The sequence below is a fragment of the Nonomuraea sp. NPDC050202 genome (assembly GCF_040656115.1).
In the GTDB taxonomy this organism is placed as follows: Bacteria; Actinomycetota; Actinomycetes; order Streptosporangiales; family Streptosporangiaceae; genus Nonomuraea.
This window is the reverse complement of sequence record NZ_JBFALF010000046.1, coordinates 67,243-84,801: the sequence shown is the minus strand read 5'-3', so window position 1 is coordinate 84,801 and position 17,559 is coordinate 67,243. Positions and strand designations below refer to the sequence as shown.

The window sequence follows — 17,559 nt, the reverse complement described above, 5'->3', positions numbered from 1 at the left end:
CGCTACGACAAACTGGCCGTGCGCTACGAAGCGACCGTCCACATCGCCGTGATCGACACCTGGCTATGAGCCCACCACTTCTGAAACGCGCCCTAGCGCCCGCGGGAACCTCTCGTAAGCCTTGCATTATCCCCGCCGCGGCGGCTCCGAAAGTGGGTCGCCGTCCCGTGAACGGCAAAACAATGATTACGCATGAATTCTGGCGGGCTCGGGAATTTCTCCGCAGAATGGATCGGGTGGGGCAGGGTTGCATGTCTGACGCAACGAGATTCGACGTCATTGTCGTCGGTTCGGGCGCGGCCGGGGGAATGGCGGCCCACGAACTGTGCAAGAAGGGCCTTCGCGTCCTGATGCTGGAGGCGGGCCGGGACTATGATCCCGGAACCGAGACGCCGATGTTCCAGACACAGGAGATCGCCCCGCTGCGGTCCGTCCTGACTCCGGACAAGCCGAACGGGTTCTACGACGCGACCATTGACGGGGGCCCGGAGATCGACGGCGAGCCCTACACCAACGCGCCCGAGACCGACAAGGATCTCGAATTCTACTGGTGGCGGCCGAGGATGCTGGGAGGCCGTACCAATCATTGGGGCCGAATCGCCCTGCGCTACGGTCCTTATGACTTCAAACCGAAGACGCGAGACGGGCTCGGTTTCGACTGGCCCATCGAATACACCGATCTGGCACCCTGGTACGACCACGTCGAGCGCCTCATCGGCGTGACCGGGCTACCGCACGGGATCGAGAACGTCCCCGACTCGCCGCCGGGGGTCCATCTCCAGCCTCCGCCGCCGCGCGTGCACGAGATCGCCCTCACGCGAGCGTTCGAACGGGTGGGCATGAAGGTGGCGGCGATACGCTCGGCCGTTCTCGCTTCGGGGCCGGTTTCCTCGAACTTGACGACGCCATGCGGCGGAAGATCGTCGATGTCATCGCGTCCCCTGACGACGCGACCGACAACCGGGCCTTCTTCGTCAGGATCCGCTATCTGGTGGTCGGCGGCTATTTCACCTCCGACATCGGATTCCAGGCCATCGGCTATATCGGCAACGTGCCGCTCCAGGCCTTTCCGGGCGTCTCGCCCGAAGCCAAATCGATCGTCGAGGAAGAACTCAGGAAGCTCGGGTTGTGACATGAAGCAAGCGATGACGGGAACTCCCCGGGTGAAGGCGCTCAGGGAGTACGTCGAGGCGCGCATCCTCTGCCTGGATGATCTCAAGGGCGCGTTGCAGCTCGCGATGCAGCTGGAGTTCGCCACCATTCCGCCTTACCTGTGCGCGCAATGGTCGGTCAAGCGTGATCCCGACCGTACCGAGGGCGTCGTGCACAAGGTGGTCAGCCAGGAGATGTACCACTTCGCGCTGGCGGGGAACCTGCTGACGGCGATCGGCGGTACGCCGTCGGTGACCTACCCGGGCTTTCTCCCCGACTACCCGGTGCACGAACTCCCCGGCGGCATCCCCCAGCCGATGGCGGTCGACCTGAAACCACTGGTCAAGGATCAGCTCGCGGTGTTCATGCAGATTGAGCACCCGGATTTCCCCCCGGTCGACCGCATGGAAAGGCCGCCGCCGCCCACGATCGGCGCCTTCTACGACACGATCATCGAGACGTTCCGGGAGACCTGTCCCGACATCTATCCGGACGCCCACGCGGTGAGCGTCCCCTTCGCGCCGCCGATCCGGACCGTCGCCGACGCGATCGAAACGATCGACCGGATCAAGAGCGAGGGGGAAGGCGTACCCGACTCGCCCGACTCGCCCACCGGTGAGAGAACGAGCCACGCCCACTACTACCTGTTCAAAGAGCTGTACGTGGGCAAGCGGCTGATCAAGGTCGATGGTCGCTGGAGTTTCGACGGCGCGCCCGTCACCTTGCCCGAGGTCTTCCACTTCCAGCACTCGACGGCGGAGCCGGGCCTCTCTCTGAAGTTCCGGAAGATTCTGACCCGGCTGCTGACCGACCTGGAGTCCTGCTGGACGTCGGGGGTGGAGCCGAACGTGCCGGCCATGTTCGAGCTGAAGATCGCCGGTCAGGATCTCCTCAAGCGTGGCATTTGCCCGGAGTTCGCCTGGGCAGAGACGCAGGGTTGACGCGGCCGGTCGGTTGCGGAGCCGAGGGCGACCTTGGAGGCGTTTCCCGCAGCGCGTGCCGCAGCCGGGCGAAGGCGACATTGCCGTCTGCGGTCACGTCGTCTGCGGTCACCGGGAGAAATCCGCTGGGAAGATCACCGTTCGGATGAGCGCCGGCCCTGGGCAGCGGCCGGGCCGGTGAGAGCGCGCGGCTACGGAAGGGCGGGCTCGGCCCGCGTCTCGGCCCGCGTCTCGGCCCGCGTCTCGGCCCGCGTCTCAGCCCGCGTCTCGGGCAGGGCGATGTCCTGGCAGGCGCGGGCGATGCCGGACCAGGTGGTGGTCGGCCTCAAGGTCGTCGGCGTAGGCGACGCTGTCGCGCCATCAGCGCTCGGTCAACCGCGCGCACGCTCGCACCCGCACCCGCGGGGAACGCGCCGTCGCCACCTTGAAGACCTGGAAGGTCCTGACCCACCTGCGCTGCTGCCCCCACCGTGCCACCACGATCGTGCAGACCATCCTCGTCCTGCACCTCATCGAAGAAGGCCGCTACTCAGGATGAAAGTGTTCAGTGATCCGGGCGGCGCATTCCCAACCCAGGCGAAGCCTCGAACCGGCGGCGGACCACGCCACCGGATGGGGAAACAGCCGGCGCCGCGATACGGCCGACCGGCCGGAAACCGGAGGCCTGCCGTGCCACGACCTTGGTGCTACCGGGCCTGTATGTCGGGACGGAACGTGCTGGAGAAGGTTTCGGCACCCTCCATCACAGCCGGGGCCTCAACGGGCGTTCTCGGCGGGACGGTGGACTTCTTCGGCGCCTTGCAGTCACCGAAGTTGAATACGTCTTCCGCGATCAGAAGGCCGAGCGGTACGCCGCCCGTATATTTGCCGCCGGTCTTTTCTTTGATCGCCGAGACTGTGTCTTTGAGAAACGCGTCGAACACCCAGTGCACACCCAGGAACACGCGGCTGATGCCGTTCTCGAGGATCATCTGCCACAGACCGTCGGGAAAGTTACGGCGATGGCGCGGCCGGACGGTGCCGTGGACGTCGACGCTGATGCCGTTGAGCTCGTCGGAGACGAAATCGAGACCGTTGAAGAGCGTGTCCTTCTTCAGAAGGTTGCTGCCAGTGCCCTCGAGCGTCCCGCCCTGACCGTAGAAGAGACGGGTGACATGGAATGCCGCGGCGCCGAACGTCGCATGGCCGGACGGGTACGCCGGGAAGTTCGGCGTGAAATCCTTCGAACCCATCCGGTTCGTGTTCTGAGCACCGAGCGGCCGCCACTGCGGGTCAGCGTCATTGCTGATGTCATTGCCGGCCTGAGGCGCCGCAGGCCCGAAGAACGCATCGTGCTCCCGGACGCCGACCACCGGCCGCCAGAAATTGTGTATGTACTTCTGGTCCCACGCGAGGATACCCGCGTCCGCCATGGCGACGTTCACGAACGCGAAGAGCCGGGCATTGGCGGCGGGCGTGTTGTTCTGCGCGACCGCAACTTTACGGACGATCTGATTGTAGAGGCGCGGCGGCGTCCCGATCTCCAACGCGCCGTCATAGCCCCAGTAGATCCCGACGACCGTCTCGTCAGGCGTGCGCTTGTCGAGATGTCCGGGAAGCGTCCCGGCGAGTTCGGGGGCGATGCCCTTCCCTCGGACTTCCTTGACCGCGTCGAGGTAGGCATTGTTTTCGAAGGGCGGAGCCGCGAGCTCGTGGCGCGCTGTGATGCCGAAGCCTTTCGACGCTGCCCCGTAGTGGGGCGCGTAGAAGCCTTGTCCCGCGTTGTCGGGGTCGGGGCGGTGCTTGCCCGGCAGTGGTGAAGGCTTGTAGTCGCCGCCGGCGCCGGGGTCCATCTCGCGGTCGGCGAGAATCGCCTGTCCAACCGCCTCGCCGAATTTGTGTGCGGTGGAAGCGGGATCGCCCTCTCCTTCGAAGATGCCATCGAAGAACGGCTTCTGGCTCGGATAGAGCTTCACGAGTGCCGTGTACGCCGCCGCCGCGACGGCTACGCTCAGGGCCTCCGGCGTCGCTCCTCCGGGTGACGGCGGATCGTTGATGTAGCGCGGCAACTGCGCCGAATCGTTGGTGATCCCGGCAAACGCGTCGTACATCGCCAGATGTACGATCGCCAGCGAGCGCGAGCTGCGCGTAGGGCCGGTCTGCTCTCCTTGTCCGTTGGTGTGACTGACACGGTCGGCTTCGAGGGCGACTTTGTTCCACAGCAGAATCGGGTCGGCCATGGTCTTCTCCTTATTCCTTGGGCCGCTGAACTCCCGCGTCGATGTTTCCGCGAGGCGGGAACAACCACGTGCATGCCGCCGCCGTTCGGCGGAGACGGCGGCGCGAGTCAGCGAGGAACGGCCGCCCTTGCAGGCGTCGAGCAGTTGGGACACACGAGCCCCGACCACGCGCGGGCTAGCGTGATATCTCCGCTACTCAGGGTCGAGAATCACCAAGGACCGTAATATTCGTCCCGCCAGCCACAGGGGCCCCGGCACGGCCGTATCCGTGGTCATGAGCGGGCGCTTTCCGGATGCGCGGTGTGGGGTTGGAGACGTCGCCGCCGCGCCGGGGGCGGGGGTGGCCGCTGTTCCGAAGGCGGCTGAGCCTGCTGGGCGGCAGAGCGGTGGCACCCCAACCGCTCTCGTGCCTCCGCCCGCGCACCAGGCTCGCAAGTCGCGCCCCTCGGACCGGAGCGGCGGAAGGCCGTCAGGCGTTCGGTATGTGGGGCAAGGCGCGTCTCGCGCCGCCCCGCCCGGCGGACAGAAGCCGTCATTTCGTGCGGGCCGACCCCACGCGGGAAGGGCTCGCCGGAGGCCAACACGTGCAGCGCGGCATCGGCCTTCCCGCGCGGGGGCCGCATGACAGCCTCGTCAAGGCGGCGGGGTTCGGCGCTGCGGTGAGCACCCGGGCGGGGCCATTGTTGACCATGGTCCCGTGCTGGACCGCTTGCCAATACCGGCGTCAGAAACGCGCGTTTGGGATCACACTCGCCCCGCACACTACCGTCCGGTGCGGTTGCTCGCTCCGCTTGGCCATCACACGCGCTGTGAGAGGAAGGGCCATGACTAGCCCTGATCGCTCGCTGCCGCGCCTGCTGAGCGCGGCCGCCACTCTGCTGGAACGCGCCGGTGAGCCGCTGCCGGTGACCGTCAACGGGAAATGTCCGGGCGTGGTCGGGGTCGGCGGTCGAGTGGTCCAGCATGTCGGCGGCGGCGCGGATGAGACGTTCGGTCTCCTCCCGGTCCCTGCCCTGTTCCCGCATGCGGGCCAGATGTCGCAGCGTGTCGGTGTTGCCGGCCTCGGCGGCGGCGCGGGCCAGCCGTTCAGCCTCCCCCAGGTCTCCTGCCTTCTCCCGCAGCCAGACCAACATCCGCAGTGCCCAGGTGTCGCCGGCATCAGCAGGCCATTGCCAGAGGTCGAAAGCATGGCGAAAGCGGACTCGGTCAAAGGCGGCCTGGGCCAGGGCGACATGATCGTCAGTGGTGGCGGCATGCCGGGTGGCGGCATCCCAGAATTCCGCCGGTGGACAGATCAGGCGGCGCGTGCGGGTGCCGTGTTGTGCCCTGGCCTGCCCTACAGCTTCGGCCCATCGAGGATCCCCACTCACCTCGGTCATGCGGGCTGCCGCCTCCAGCTCTGGTCCGGTGAAGGCATCCGGGACCCGTAGCAGCACGTCCTTGACCGTATCTTCCAGGACGAGACCGAGAGCAGGTGAAGGCCGCCGCGGCCGGCACCGGTCGGCCCGGCTCTTAGCTGTCCTTCTACGACGGGCCGGATGAGCGTCACCTCCGGCTGCCCGACGACGCCACTCTGCACGGCGCGATCGAGGCGGCGCTGGCGGCGCACAGCCCCGAGGGCGTCTTCCGCGGCGGGGTTTCGCGAACTGGTGCCACAACATCCGGTCAGGTTGGCAGTTGACGTCCGGTCGTGCCCGCCTGGCGAGGAGGCGCAGGTCGTGAGCGGGCGGCGCATGCGGGGCGGAGCGCCGCACCCGTCCGCTGAGGTGCTGTGAGCGGAGTGACGGAACTACACACAGTTGACTAACGCGACTTAAGCGGAATACTGGTCACCCGATTGGGCCGTCGTTCTAGTGAGACGAGGATTCCCATGTCGTCGTTCGGCGTCGCGATGCCTCAGGCAGAGCCGTATCAGGCACAGCCGTATCAGGCAGAGCCACGCCAGGCGGAGCCGTACCAGGCGAAGCCGCGCCGGGCAGAGCCGCACCAGGCTTCCAGCGACGCCGACGACGCCGAAGGGCGCGCGCCAGATCGGCGCGGCCCCGACCGGCCACCGGACGGGACCGGTACTCACCGCTAGCGCGTGCCTTTCGCGGCGGTCGACAGATCCCGACGACACCCCCCGACCCCAGGACTTTCATGCCGCCAGACTCCTTCAGCGTCCCGACGGTGATCGGCATCGCCGTCCTCGTGCTCGCCCTCGCGGGCGTCCTGATCCTCTACCTGCGCGTACGCGGCCAGCTCGCCCAGGCCCGCGGGCAACTCGCGCAGAACCGTCAGGTACAGGACCACCTGACCCGAGAGTCCAGTGCCTGGAGCCAGCGCCTGCTTCAGGCGGAGCGCAAGGTCCAGGAGAACGCGGACCAGGTGCGCGACGCCCGCGCCCAGCACGACCTCGTACGCGCCGAGACCGACCATCTGATCAACAAGCGGATCCCCGCCCTGCTGTCCCACCTGCGCGCCCCGCACGTGATCGTGCCCGGCATGCAGAACCAGGCGCTCGCCGGCACGGACATCGACCGGCAGCACCGCGCCGTCCTCGACGCCCTCACCCGCGGCATCCGCGAGGAGGCCGAACGCATCGACGAGAGCGCCCAGGCCGTCATCAGAGGCGCCATGTCCCGCGTGCAGAGCCAGGCCCTGCGCGCCCAGGACCTGCTCGCCGGTGTGCAGCAGCGTTACAGCGGCGACGAGCACACGGCGCTGCTGCGCGAGGTGCTGGGACTCGACATGTTCAACGAGCTGATCATCCGCCGGATGCAGGTCACCGGCATCGCCTGCGGCGCCACCCCCGGCCTGTCGCGTGACGACACCTACCTGGTGGACCTGGTGGTGGGCGCAGTCTCGCGGGTGGAGAACTTCGAGCTGCGCATCGAGGGCCCGGCCAACCACCTGCGCCGCCGGATCGGGGTCGCCGCCCGCGCCGCGGAGTCGATCCTGTTCATCACCGCCGAGCTGCTGGCCAACGCGGTGCACCACTCCCACGGCACGCTCAAGGTGACCATCGCCGTGCACGAGACCAACAACGGCGCCGCCATCGTCATCGACGACGCCGGCGTCGGCCTCAACGAGGACCAGTACGCCCGCGCGAGCCGCCTGCTCAGCGGCAACCATCCGGTCCGCCTGGTCGACCTGGGCAACCCGCCCCGCACCGGCTGGGCGGCGATCGGCCGCCAGGTCGCGCACTACGGCATGCAGGTCACGGTCAAGAAGAGCGCCTTCGGCGGGGTGCAGGCCGTGCTGAACATCCCCACCGCGCTGCTGGTGGAGATGCCGGAGGACAGCCGGCCGTCGGTGCTCGCGCCCGAGCCGGTGCGCACGGCCGCCCCGACCGCCGCCACGGCCATCCGCCGGGATCCCATTCCCGCCGCCATGGCCGCCCGGCCGGAGCCCGTGTCCGTTCCCACCGCCCGTCGGGAGCCGACGGCGGCCCCCCGGCCCGAGCCGGTCGCCCCTGCCCCCCGGCCTGAGCCGGCCACCTCTTCGGCACGGCCTCAGCCCGTCACGGCGCCCCTGCAGCGGTCGGCGGAGGAACTGGCGCCGCTGCCACAGCGCCGCCGCCAGCAGCCGCGTGACACCAGCCCTCCGCCGGCCACCACGGGCAGCGGTTCCGGCGGTACGGGCGGCAGGTTGCTCACCACCCCGGAAGAGGCCCAGAAACGATGGGGCGACTTCCAGGTCGGAGCCGAAGCGGGCCGCCGCGAAGCGCTCCCCACCGAGCAGCACGACGCAACCGAAGGGAAATGACCGTTCCATGGACGCTCACAGCGCTTCCGGCCGGGTCCAGGCCAAGGGTCGCCCGTTGCCCCTCGACGTGTCCTGGGTCCTTTCACCCCTGCTCGCGCTGCCCGGTGTCGCCAGCGGCGTGGTGCTGAGCCGTGACGGGCTGATCCTCGGCGGCTCGGCCAACGTGACCACCGAGAGCGGCGAGCGGGCCGCCGCCATGACCAGCTCCGTGCTCGGGGCCGCGCGAGCCCTGTGCGCGGGCCTCAGCAACGGCGCCGACGACGAGGTGGTGGACATCGTCATCTCCGCCGGCAACGGCTACTACTACGTTGCCCCGGCCGGCGACCGCGCCGCCATCGTGGTCGCCGCCACCGGCGGCGTCAACATCGGCACGCTGGCCTACGAGGTGCAGCTCCAGGTGCAGAAACTGATCAAGGCTCTCGACGAGGCCAGCGCGGCCAGGGCGCCAGGCGTCCGGGCATGACCTCCGGACGACAACGGCGGCGGGTCGTCCCTGACTACATGGCCGCCGCGCGACTGACCGTACCCGAGCACATCCACGTCGAGCGTACGACCCTGGTCTACATCGCGCCCGACGCCGCCACCCACGGGCTCGACCCTCCGGGGTCTCATCTGCTGACTCTGCTGCGGGACGGGCCGCTGTCGGTGTACGAGTGCGCCGCGCACCTGGGCCTGCCGTACTGCGTGGTGCGGTTGCTGGTCGCCGGGCTGGTCGGAAGCGGAACGCTGCTGACCCGCGATCCGCCAGCCACCGACCTGCCCGACATTGAGATCTTGGAGTTGGTGCTCAGTGGCCTCCGCGCTCTCTGAAAGCCGTATCAGTACCGAACACATACCGGTCAAGCTGGTCATCGCCGGGCCGTTCGGCGTGGGCAAGACGACCCTGGTGGGCGCTCTCTCGGAGATCAAGCCCCTCAACACCGAGGAGGTGCTCACCCAGGCGGGCACGCTGGTGGACGACCTCACCGGGGTGAACGAGAAGACGACCACGACCACCGCGATCGACTTCGGCCGCCTCACCATGCCCGGGGTGGTGCTGTACCTGTTCGGCGCGCCGGGGCAGACCCGGTTCCAGGTCTTGTGGAACGAGCTGGTCCGTGGCGCGCTGGGGGTCCTGGTGCTGGCCGACACCCGCAGGATCGACGACAGCTTCGCCGTCCTCGACCTGGTGGAGAGTGCCGGCCTGCGTTACGCGGTGGCCGTCAACCACTTCCCCGACTCGCCGGACTACCCGCCGGACGCCCTGCGCCAGGCGCTGGACCTCCAGCCGAGCACGCCGCTGGTGGTGTGCGACGCACGTGACCCCGTCTCCGCCCGTGCCTCGCTGATCGCGCTGGTGGAGCACATCAGAGAGCTGGTGCTGTCATGACTCTGCGCTACATGCCCGACGCGGGCCGCCTCTACGGGCCGGAGTACGCCAGGGACCCGCAGGCCGTCTACGCGGAGCTGCGCCGGCGGCACGGCGCGGTCGCGCCCGTGGAGATCGCCCCCGGCATCGAGGCCCACCTGGTGATCGGCTACCAGGCCGCGCTCGACGTGCTCACCAACGTCGGCGGCGTCTGGATCAAGAACGGCAGTGCCTGGCAGGCGCGGCTCCCCGACACCCCCGAGGCCGCGGGACCCGTCGCCATGCTCGGCTACCGGCCGAACGCGCTGATGTCGGACGGGGCCGAGCACGCCCGGTTCCGTAAGGTGATCTCCGACTGCTTCGACCTGGTCCAGCCGCACAAGCTGCGCCAGATGGTGATCGAGGTGTCGGACTCGTTGATCAGCCAGTTCGCCGCGAAGGGCGAGGCGGACCTGGTCTCCGAGTTCGCCCAGCCCATCCCGGCCCGCATCTTCAACTCGCTCTTCGGCCGGCCCGACTCCGACAGCGCCGGCCTGATCAAGGCCATGGCGGACCTGATGGAGGCCGACGGCGAGAGGGGCAAGCGGGGCAGCGACGCGTTCAGCCGCTACATCGGCGAGCTGGTCCAGTCCAAGCACGCCCAGCGGGGCGACGACCTGACGTCCTGGTTCATCGACCATCCGGCCGCCCTCCAGCCCAACGAGCTGGCCGAGACCCTCGTGCTCGTGATGGCCGCCGCGTACGAACCCACGGCTAACCTGATCTCCAACACGATCTCCCGGATGGTCAGCGACGACCGCTACTACAGCTCGCTGACCAACGGCGCGCTCGGCACGTACGACGCCCTGATGGAAGCCCTGCGCGCCGAGCCCGCCATGTCGAACTACGGGCCCTATTTCGTCCGTCAGCCCGTGCACTTCCACGGCACCTGGATCCAGCCGGCCGAACTGGTCCTCGTCTCCTACGCCGCGGCCAACACCGAGCCCACCAACGTGCCCGAGGAACTGCGTTCCGACGGCGGCGCGTACCTGGGCTTCGGCGCCGGGTCGCACCGTTGCCCGGCCAGCGACCCGGCCGTGATCATCGCGATGACCGCGATCGAGCGCCTGACCTCTCACCTGTGTGACCTGGAACTGACCGTGCCGCGCGAGGAGCTCTCGTGGCGGCCGGGCCCGTTCCACCGCGCGCTGGCACATCTGCCGGTGCGTTTCACTCCCATTCGACCTGATCAGCCAGGAGAATCCCCTTGGGCAGTTCAGCCCCCGTCGTCCTCGACCCCTTCGGCACCGACCTCCCAGGGGAGGTCCGGCGACTACGCGACCTCGGCCCCCTGGTCCTCGTAGAGCTCGCCGGAGGCATCCCGGCCTGGGCGGTCACCCGGCACGACCTGCTCAAGCAGCTCATCCTCGATCCACGGGTGAGCAAGGACAAGCGGCACTGGGGGCAGCTGGAGCGGGCGTTCGCCACGCCGGGCTGGTCCTGGATCATCACCTGGATCGGCGTGTCCAACATGCTGAGCGCGTACGGCGACGAACACCGCCGGCTGCGCAAGCTGATCGCCCCCAGCTTCACCGCGCGCCGCAGCAAGGCCATGCAGCCGATCGTCGAGCAGATCGTCGCGGAGCTGCTGGACGCGATGGCCGCGCAGCCGCCTGGTCAGCCCGTCGACCTGCGCGCCGCCTACGCCCACCCGCTGCCGATGCGGGTGATCTGCGAGCTGTTCGGCGTTCCCGCGCACATGCGGGAGGAGATGGCCCAGGTCATGGAGGCCATCATGGACACCACCGCCACCCCGGAGCAGGCGGCGGCCACGGCCGCCAAGATCGCCACGGTGCTGCCCGCCCTGGTCGCCTACAAGCGCGAGCACCAGGGTGACGACCTGACCACCGAGCTGATCAACGTCCGTGACAGCGGTGACTCGCTCAGCGAGACCGAGCTGTGCGACACCCTGCTGCTGCTGATCGCGGCCGGGCACGAGACCACGGTCAACCTGATCGGCAATGCCGTGCACGCCCTGCTCACCCATCCGGACCACCTCCGCCGGGTGCTGGCCGGGGAGATCTCCTGGGACGCGGTGATCGAGGAGACGCTGCGCTGGGCGCCGTCGATCGCCAACCTGCCGCTGCGCTTCGCCATCGAGCCGATCGAGATCGGCGGCGTCCGGATCGAGGCGGGCGACGCGATCATCACCAGCTACCTGGCGGCCGGGCACGACCCCGACCAGCACGGTGAGGACGCCGACCGGTTCGACCCGACCAGGCAGAGCGCCGAGCACCTGGCCTTCGGCATCGGCGTGCACCGCTGCATCGGGGCCCCGCTCGCCCGCCAGGAGGCGCTGGCCGCCCTGCCCGCCCTGTTCGCCCGGTTCCCTGACCTTCAGCTGGCCGTGGACGCGAGTGAGGTCGGACACGTGCCGTCGTTCATCGCGCACGGGTGGAGCAGCCTGCCGCTCACGCTGCACCGCTGACCTTCTCCCGCGACGCGCGTCTCCTCCGCGTGACTTCGGGGCGGAGGAGGTGGCGCGAACGGGGTCCTACCGGCCGCTCCGCACCCGCAGGATCATGAGCGCTCCGACGAGCGAGAGCAGGCCGCCGGCCACGAACAGGGCCGGATGGCCGCCGAGGTGGGCGACGACCAGCGAGCCGCCGAACGGGGCCACGACCTGGGGCGCGTTCAACGCGATGTGGAAGACGCCGAGGTCGTGCCCGCCGTCCTCGGCCGCGGGCAGGACCAGCGTGACCAGTGCCTGGTCGACGGAGAGATCGGCGCCGAAGCCCACCTCGCCGATGACGGCGCCGGCCGGCTGGACGGGCCAGGTCGGTGAGACCGGCGGCAGCGCGACCGACACGGTGACCATCAGCGAGGAGATGAGCACGAACAGCTTGTGCCGGTTCAGCCGGTCCGCGAGCGGGCCCGCGACGATCGTCCTGAGGACCAGGAAGGCCGTCCTGGACCGTGATCTGCAGTGTCAGCGCCTCGGCCGGGGCCAGCCCGGCGGGCAGCCGGATGTAGTCGCTGAGGATGTGGAGGCCGAACGAGGAGACGGCGAAGCAGCCGAGGAACATCACCGCCCGCGCTGAACGCCCACGCGTAGTCCCGTGAGCGGAGAGTGGCCAACGCGGACCCTGTACCGCTTCATGACTCATCGCGTGGGGCTTGATCTGCGGGTTTGACCACCGAAGGCGGTAGGGCAAGATCGGGGCTTGTGTCTGTCCGGCTGCTGTATCTGACCTTGATTCGGGTGTTTGGCGGGCTCGTGTTGCCGGGGCGTGGACAGGCATGCAAGGACGTCGAGATCATGGTGCTCCGGCATGAGGTGGCCGTGTTGAAGCGCCAGGTCGCCCGGCCGAAGCCGGACTGGGCCGATCGGGCGCTCTTGGCGGCGTTGGGCCGCTTCCTGCCGACGGTGCCGCGAGCTCATCGGCTGGTCACCCCGGGTACCTTGTTGGCCGCGCATCGGCGTTTGATCAAACGCTCGTGGACCTCCCCACACCGCGCCGGCCGTCCTGCGATGAGCAAGGAGGTCCGGGAGCTGGTTCTACGCCTGGCAAGCGAGAACCCGAGGTGGGGGGTATCGCCGGGTCCACGGCGAACTGGTCGGCCTCGGCATGCAGGTCAGTGAGGCGGCCGTGCGACGAATCCTGCGTTCACGCCGACACCGGCCGGCGCCACGAAACCAGGTTCTGCGAGGCACCACAGGCCATGAGGTCCGACACTCTATACACCACGCGTATACTCTGAGGGTATAGTCACTCGACATGAGTCAGATGATCGACTATCAGACCCAGACCGAGCCCCGCGAACTGCGCACACCACGACGGCGAGGCCGGCTGGCCGCTGTCGCCGGACTCGTCGCCGTCATGGTCGCCACCGGCCTCGGCCAGGCGGAGCCCGCCTCCGCCGCCCGCGCCGCCGCCGATCCGTATCTGCCCAAGCCCACCGGTTCGCAGCTGGTCGGGACCACGTCCCTGTACCTCAAGGACACCTCGCGCCCCGACCCCTGGGTTCCTGGCGTCAAGGCCCGCGAACTCATGGTCTCGCTGTGGTATCCGGCCAAGGCGCCGGGCCGCCACCGTGCGCAGTACATGACGCCCAAGGAGTCCGAGCTGCTCCTCAAGGACGGGAACATCACCAGTGTCCCGGCCGACACGCTGAGTAAGGTGCGCACCAACGCCTTCACCGACGCCCGCCCCGCAGGAGGTGCGCACAGTCTGCCCCTCATCGTGCTCTCTCCCGGGCACAGCAAGCCCAGGTCCGAGCTCACGGCCCTGGCCGAGGAACTGGCTAGCCGGGGATACGTGGTGGCGGCCATCGATCACACCTATGAGAACGTCGCCCAGACCTTCCCCGACGGGAGGGTCACGACCTGCGTCACCTGTGAGATGAAGAAGGGCCCGACCGTTTGGGAGAAGCTGGAGAAGGGCCGGGCCGCCGATGTCTCCTTCGTGCTCGACGAGCTCACCGGCGCGCACCCGAGATGGAAGCACGCGCGGCTGATCGACGCCTCCCGGATCGCCATGTCCGGCCAGTCCGTCGGCGGTGCGAGCACGCTCGCGGCCATGGCGGCCGACCCCCGATTGCGTGCCGGCATCGATGTGGACGGCACCGTCGAGACCGCGCTTCCCGAGGCGGGACTGTCTCGGCCGTTTCTCCTGTTGGGCAAGCCCGCCACGTACACGCCGGGCCAGCCCGGCACCGGTGCCAACTGGGAGGGCGTCTGGGAGGGGTTGCGCGGCTGGAAACGCTGGCTGCTTGTGACCGGGGCCGCGCACACGTCCTTCACTGACCTCGGTGTGCTGGTCGACCAGCTCGGTATCGAGGACGGCGCCGACATCTCCGGCGCCCGTGCCATGACCATCACCCGTACGTACGTCGCGGCCTTCTTCGACCAGCACCTGCGCAGGAAGCCGCAGCCCTTGCTCAACAAGCCGTCGGCGAGCTACCCAGAGGTCAAGTTCTGCGCCCCGGAGAAGAAGGCCTGCGCATAGCATCAGCTCGTCGGCCAGGCCGGAAGACGGCCTGGCTGCGGGGACTGCCTGGCCTGTCGCTCGCGTTGGAGCACACGTCGAGCACAGCGGTGACCGTCATGTGGCGTCGGCTTCTGATCCGACGGTCGCAGGTTCCGAATCCTGCAGGGCGCGCTTCTCCACCTCCGGAAACTCCAGCCGCGTCCGCGGTCGGCGGCAGCAGGGGGCAAATATGAGGCAAAGCTGAGTCACGCGCCGAGCTCTTGTCCGAGCTTGGATGCTGCTCTCAGCACCAGCCGGGCCGTTTCCCGGGCGGCTTGGTGGGCCACCTCGGGCAGCTCCGAGACGTAGGTGTCGGCGGTGAGCACGATGCTGGCGTGCCCGAGCATGGCCTGTACCACCTTCAGCTCGGTGTGCGCGGCCAGCGCCAGGGTGGTGGCACCCATGGCGCAGGTCGTGCAGCCGGATCGGCGGTTGTCCGGAGGTGGCTACCAGCCGGCGGAAGTGCCCGGTGAGGTAGTCCGGCCGCAGCGGTGCGCCGTCGGTGGCATCGCGCAGACCGGCGAACCACTCCGCGTGATCGGCCGCCGCCAGCCACGCCACGGCCAGCGCGCAGGTCACCGCTCCGGCGTCACCCGCCGGTCTCGCTCCCTTCTCGGCCCGCGCGCGCAACGCGGGCACCAATGGCCTGAGGCTTGGCAAGGGTAAGCCGGGACGGTTCTGCTCTGCGCGAAGCCGGCCGAACGCGAACGCGCCATCGACCTATGGTGAGGTATGGCCTCATCCATGCCGTCGCGTCCAGCGATCAATCGGACCGTCCCCGAGCCGTCTCCGGCTCGCGAGCCGCTGTGGCGGCAGGTGCTCGGTGAGCGCTTGAGAGGGCTTCGCCATGAGCGGGGCGAGAAGTTGAGCGAGACGGCAAGCCGCGCCGGAGTCTCGCCGCAATATCTCTCCGAGATCGAACGAGGCGTCAAGGAGCCGTCGAGCGAAATGATCGCCGCGGTCGCCGGGGCGCTGGATGTGACCCTGGTCGATCTGACCCTTGCCGTTGCCGAGAGTTTGCGGCCTGCTCAGCAGGGCGCGTCGAGAGGTGCCACCTGCTCGGCGGCGTATGCTCTGGCCGCGTAGCGCGGCTTGCCGGGGTTGCCCACGGGCCTATGAACGCTCCTCGATGATCTGATCGAGGAGCCCGTACTCCAAGGCCGCGGTAGCGGTGAACACGCGATCGTGATCGGTGTCGGCGCGCAGGGTCTCGACCGTCTGGCCGGTGTGCCGTGAAAGTATGCGCTCGATGTCCGCCCGGACACGTACGACCTCGTCGGCCTGCAAGATGAGATCGGGGATCGCTCCGCGCCCCTGGGCTGCCGGCTGGTGCAGGATGATCCGTGCGTGTGGGAGAGCGGCACGTTTGCCTTCGGCGCCCGCGGCGAGGAGTACGGCACCCACCGCGACGGCCTGTCCCACACAGGTCGTCGAAACCCGGGGGCGGATATGGCGCATGGTGTCGTAGATCGCGAGCATCGCGCTCGGGTCTCCGCCTTCGCAGTTGATATAGAACTGGATCTCCGCCTCGGGGTTGTCTGATTCCAGAAAAATCAGCTGCGCGATGAGAGCATTCGCGACGCCCGCGTCGATTGCGGTGCCCAGGTAGACGATCCGCTCGGTGAGCAGGTGCGAGTAGACATCCATGATCCGCTCGCCACGAGGGTTCGAGGCGATGACGTTCGGGATCGTATATGTGGTCACTGGCCGACTCCTTGGGTGACGCCGAATCCGAGCCGTGGGCGGTTTTGTGGCGCGATTTCGTCGAAGTTCTGCACGATGGCGTCGATGAAGCCGTAGTCCAGTGCTTCCTGTGCCGTGTACCAACGATCGTGCAGAGAATCCTCGAATATGCGCTCGACAGGCTGACCTGTGTCCTCGGCAATCAGACCGAGCACCGTGTCGCGCGTATGCCGAAGGTCGCCGGCCTGCAGTTCGATGTCGACCGCGGTGCCACCGATTCCCGCCGAGCCTTGGTGCATCAGGACTCGTGAGTGCGGTAGAGCGCGGCGCTTCCCACGGGCCCCCGACGACAGCAAGAACTGCCCGGCGCTGTAAGCGATACCCAGGACGAGGGTCGATACGTCACAGGGAATGAGGCGCATGATGTCGCGGATCGCAAGCATCGACGGGACCGAGCCACCTGGGGAATGAATCCACAAGGCGATATCGGACGACGCGTCCTGCGTGGCGAGTGCCATCAGCTGGGTGGCCAGCAGCGTCCCATTGTCGTCGTCGAGAGGGCCGTCGAGAACGAGAACACGCTGCTCATAAAGTTCGCGTCTCATTCGTGGGTTGAACAGCGGAAGTTTCGATTCTTCGCTCATGCGTCCATCTTGTGAGGTGATCCGGACCGGCGTCGACACGATCTGCCTGGGGCAGATCTGCTCTGAGCAGCGAGAGCTCCTGAGCAGGGACAGCGCGATTACCGGCCGGTTCGGGGAGCGCGGTCCGGCTGCCGGGCCGGGTTCGATACTCGTATGGGTATGCATGGCCAGGACGGTTTCGTTCGGCTCCACTTGTCCCTCGAGTACGCGGCGATCACCAGAAACGTGAGTGGGGCCGGCCCCAGCGAGCTGAGACCTTGCGACCACGGCAACGCGACGGCTCGCCATGGCAGAGGCGACTGGATGCGATGGGTTCGGGCGAGGCGCTTGCCGAATTCCGCCGAGCCGGTCTCTTCAGCGTATGTTCAGGTCGATGATTCGCCCGGGGTCTGCGATCGGATCCGGTGCGGAACGCAGCGGGGCTGCTTGGTTCAGGGCTTGGTGGGCTCGGTGCTGGTTGTAGAACCGTTCGTATGCGCGCAGGGCGTCGCCGCCGGGCTCCTGCCGTTCGTGTCCTATACAGCCGATCGCCGAGTGTGTCGACCGGATGGCCGATGCCCTCAGGAGCCATGAGCGCCGGATGGACGGCGGTGCGCGCGGATGGGGGTCCCGCCGAAATCGAGAGGCCAGCGGTACTTGCCCGCACCACGTTGCTGTCACACCACTCGGCGTTGGTCACCAGTGAGGAGCCCACCGAGTCGGCTACGGCGTCCGGAAATATCGCATCATGACCTCCTCTGACGACAGCGCCAACACGGTGCTGGACGTGGCGGTGGCGGGTCCGGACGCGGCCTGGGCGGCCGGCTATGCCGTGAC

General features: G+C 68.3%; 17 protein-coding genes and 2 pseudogenes. 13 read left to right on the top strand and 6 right to left on the bottom strand.

The window, feature by feature from the left end:
* Positions 1–65: 65 nt before the first annotated feature.
* The 3 genes and pseudogenes from AB0I79_RS55380 to AB0I79_RS55370 all read left to right on the top strand — a co-directional run.
* Positions 66–359, top strand: a pseudogene (locus tag AB0I79_RS55380) (FAD-dependent monooxygenase); the annotation flags it as partial.
* A gap of 299 nt (positions 360–658) precedes the next feature.
* On the top strand, positions 659–1,132 hold the full coding sequence (locus AB0I79_RS55375) for a gluconate 2-dehydrogenase subunit 3 family protein (RefSeq protein ID WP_357892734.1): 474 nt from the start codon (positions 659–661) through the stop codon (positions 1,130–1,132).
* Position 1,133: 1 nt separating this feature from the next.
* Entirely contained in the window at positions 1,134–2,093 is a 960-nt protein-coding gene (locus tag AB0I79_RS55370) for a ferritin-like protein (RefSeq protein WP_357892732.1), read from the top strand.
* A gap of 191 nt (positions 2,094–2,284) precedes the next feature.
* Here AB0I79_RS55370 and AB0I79_RS55365 read toward each other — a convergent pair whose 3' ends face one another.
* On the bottom strand, positions 2,285–2,422 hold the full coding sequence (locus AB0I79_RS55365; RefSeq protein WP_357892720.1) for a hypothetical protein: 138 nt from the start codon (positions 2,420–2,422) through the stop codon (positions 2,285–2,287).
* A 20-nt stretch (positions 2,423–2,442) separates the two neighbouring features.
* Between AB0I79_RS55365 and AB0I79_RS55360 the strand changes: the two are divergent.
* Positions 2,443–2,631, top strand: a pseudogene (locus AB0I79_RS55360) (transposase family protein); the annotation flags it as partial.
* A gap of 148 nt (positions 2,632–2,779) precedes the next feature.
* Here AB0I79_RS55360 and AB0I79_RS55355 read toward each other — a convergent pair.
* A complete protein-coding gene (locus tag AB0I79_RS55355) occupies positions 2,780–4,312 on the bottom strand; it encodes a hypothetical protein (protein WP_357892718.1) in 1,533 nt (510 codons plus the stop codon).
* An 824-nt stretch (positions 4,313–5,136) separates the two neighbouring features.
* On the opposite strand from AB0I79_RS55355, the gene AB0I79_RS55350 reads away from it, so the two are divergent.
* The 7 genes from AB0I79_RS55350 (at position 5,137) to AB0I79_RS55320 (ending at position 11,874) form a co-directional block, all read left to right on the top strand.
* A complete protein-coding gene (locus AB0I79_RS55350; protein ID WP_357892716.1) occupies positions 5,137–5,742 on the top strand; it encodes a hypothetical protein in 606 nt (201 codons plus the stop codon).
* A 709-nt stretch (positions 5,743–6,451) separates the two neighbouring features.
* On the top strand, positions 6,452–8,059 hold the full coding sequence (locus AB0I79_RS55345; protein WP_357892714.1) for a hypothetical protein: 1,608 nt from the start codon (positions 6,452–6,454) through the stop codon (positions 8,057–8,059).
* 7 nt (positions 8,060–8,066) lie between these two features.
* Positions 8,067–8,522, top strand: coding sequence for a roadblock/LC7 domain-containing protein (locus AB0I79_RS55340; protein WP_357892712.1), 456 nt, complete (start codon positions 8,067–8,069; stop codon positions 8,520–8,522).
* Positions 8,519–8,869 carry a DUF742 domain-containing protein gene (locus tag AB0I79_RS55335; RefSeq protein WP_357892710.1) on the top strand — a complete coding sequence of 117 codons (351 nt, stop codon included), beginning with the start codon at positions 8,519–8,521 and terminating at the stop codon, positions 8,867–8,869. Before AB0I79_RS55340 ends, AB0I79_RS55335 begins: the two co-directional genes overlap by 4 nt.
* The gene (locus AB0I79_RS55330; protein WP_357892708.1) at positions 8,850–9,428 is read left to right on the top strand and encodes an ATP/GTP-binding protein; all 579 of its coding nucleotides are present in this window, start codon (positions 8,850–8,852) and stop codon (positions 9,426–9,428) included. Before AB0I79_RS55335 ends, AB0I79_RS55330 begins: the two co-directional genes overlap by 20 nt.
* Entirely contained in the window at positions 9,425–10,750 is a 1,326-nt protein-coding gene (locus AB0I79_RS55325; RefSeq protein WP_357892706.1) for a cytochrome P450, read from the top strand. The genes AB0I79_RS55330 and AB0I79_RS55325 overlap by 4 nt, the downstream gene beginning before the upstream one ends.
* Entirely contained in the window at positions 10,654–11,874 is a 1,221-nt protein-coding gene (locus AB0I79_RS55320) for a cytochrome P450 (protein ID WP_357892704.1), read from the top strand. The genes AB0I79_RS55325 and AB0I79_RS55320 overlap by 97 nt, the downstream gene beginning before the upstream one ends.
* A 66-nt stretch (positions 11,875–11,940) precedes the next feature.
* Here AB0I79_RS55320 and AB0I79_RS55315 read toward each other — a convergent pair whose 3' ends face one another.
* On the bottom strand, positions 11,941–12,330 hold the full coding sequence (locus AB0I79_RS55315; protein WP_357892730.1) for an MFS transporter: 390 nt from the start codon (positions 12,328–12,330) through the stop codon (positions 11,941–11,943).
* A gap of 835 nt (positions 12,331–13,165) precedes the next feature.
* Between AB0I79_RS55315 and AB0I79_RS55310 the strand changes: the two genes are divergently transcribed.
* Positions 13,166–14,395, top strand: a complete 1,230-nt coding sequence (locus AB0I79_RS55310) for an alpha/beta hydrolase (RefSeq protein WP_357892702.1) — start codon at positions 13,166–13,168, stop codon at positions 14,393–14,395.
* Positions 14,396–14,622: 227 nt separating this feature from the next.
* Here the strand turns inward: AB0I79_RS55310 and AB0I79_RS55305 are convergent, their stop codons facing one another.
* Positions 14,623–14,820: a hypothetical protein gene (locus AB0I79_RS55305; protein ID WP_357892700.1), complete on the bottom strand. Its 198-nt coding sequence runs from the start codon at positions 14,818–14,820 to the stop codon at positions 14,623–14,625.
* 328 nt (positions 14,821–15,148) lie between these two features.
* On the opposite strand from AB0I79_RS55305, the gene AB0I79_RS55300 reads away from it, so the two are divergent.
* Positions 15,149–15,502 (top strand): helix-turn-helix transcriptional regulator, encoded by a 354-nt coding sequence (locus tag AB0I79_RS55300; protein WP_357892698.1) that lies wholly within the window; start codon positions 15,149–15,151, stop codon positions 15,500–15,502.
* Between the two features lie 27 nt (positions 15,503–15,529).
* On the opposite strand, the gene AB0I79_RS55295 is transcribed toward AB0I79_RS55300, so the two are convergent.
* Together AB0I79_RS55295 and AB0I79_RS55290 are read right to left on the bottom strand one after the other, a co-directional pair.
* Positions 15,530–16,120 (bottom strand): ATP-dependent Clp protease proteolytic subunit, encoded by a 591-nt coding sequence (locus AB0I79_RS55295; protein ID WP_185101837.1) that lies wholly within the window; start codon positions 16,118–16,120, stop codon positions 15,530–15,532.
* A complete protein-coding gene (locus AB0I79_RS55290; RefSeq protein ID WP_357892696.1) occupies positions 16,117–16,743 on the bottom strand; it encodes an ATP-dependent Clp protease proteolytic subunit in 627 nt (208 codons plus the stop codon). The genes AB0I79_RS55295 and AB0I79_RS55290 overlap by 4 nt, the downstream gene beginning before the upstream one ends.
* Between the last annotated feature and the right edge of the window lie 816 nt (positions 16,744–17,559).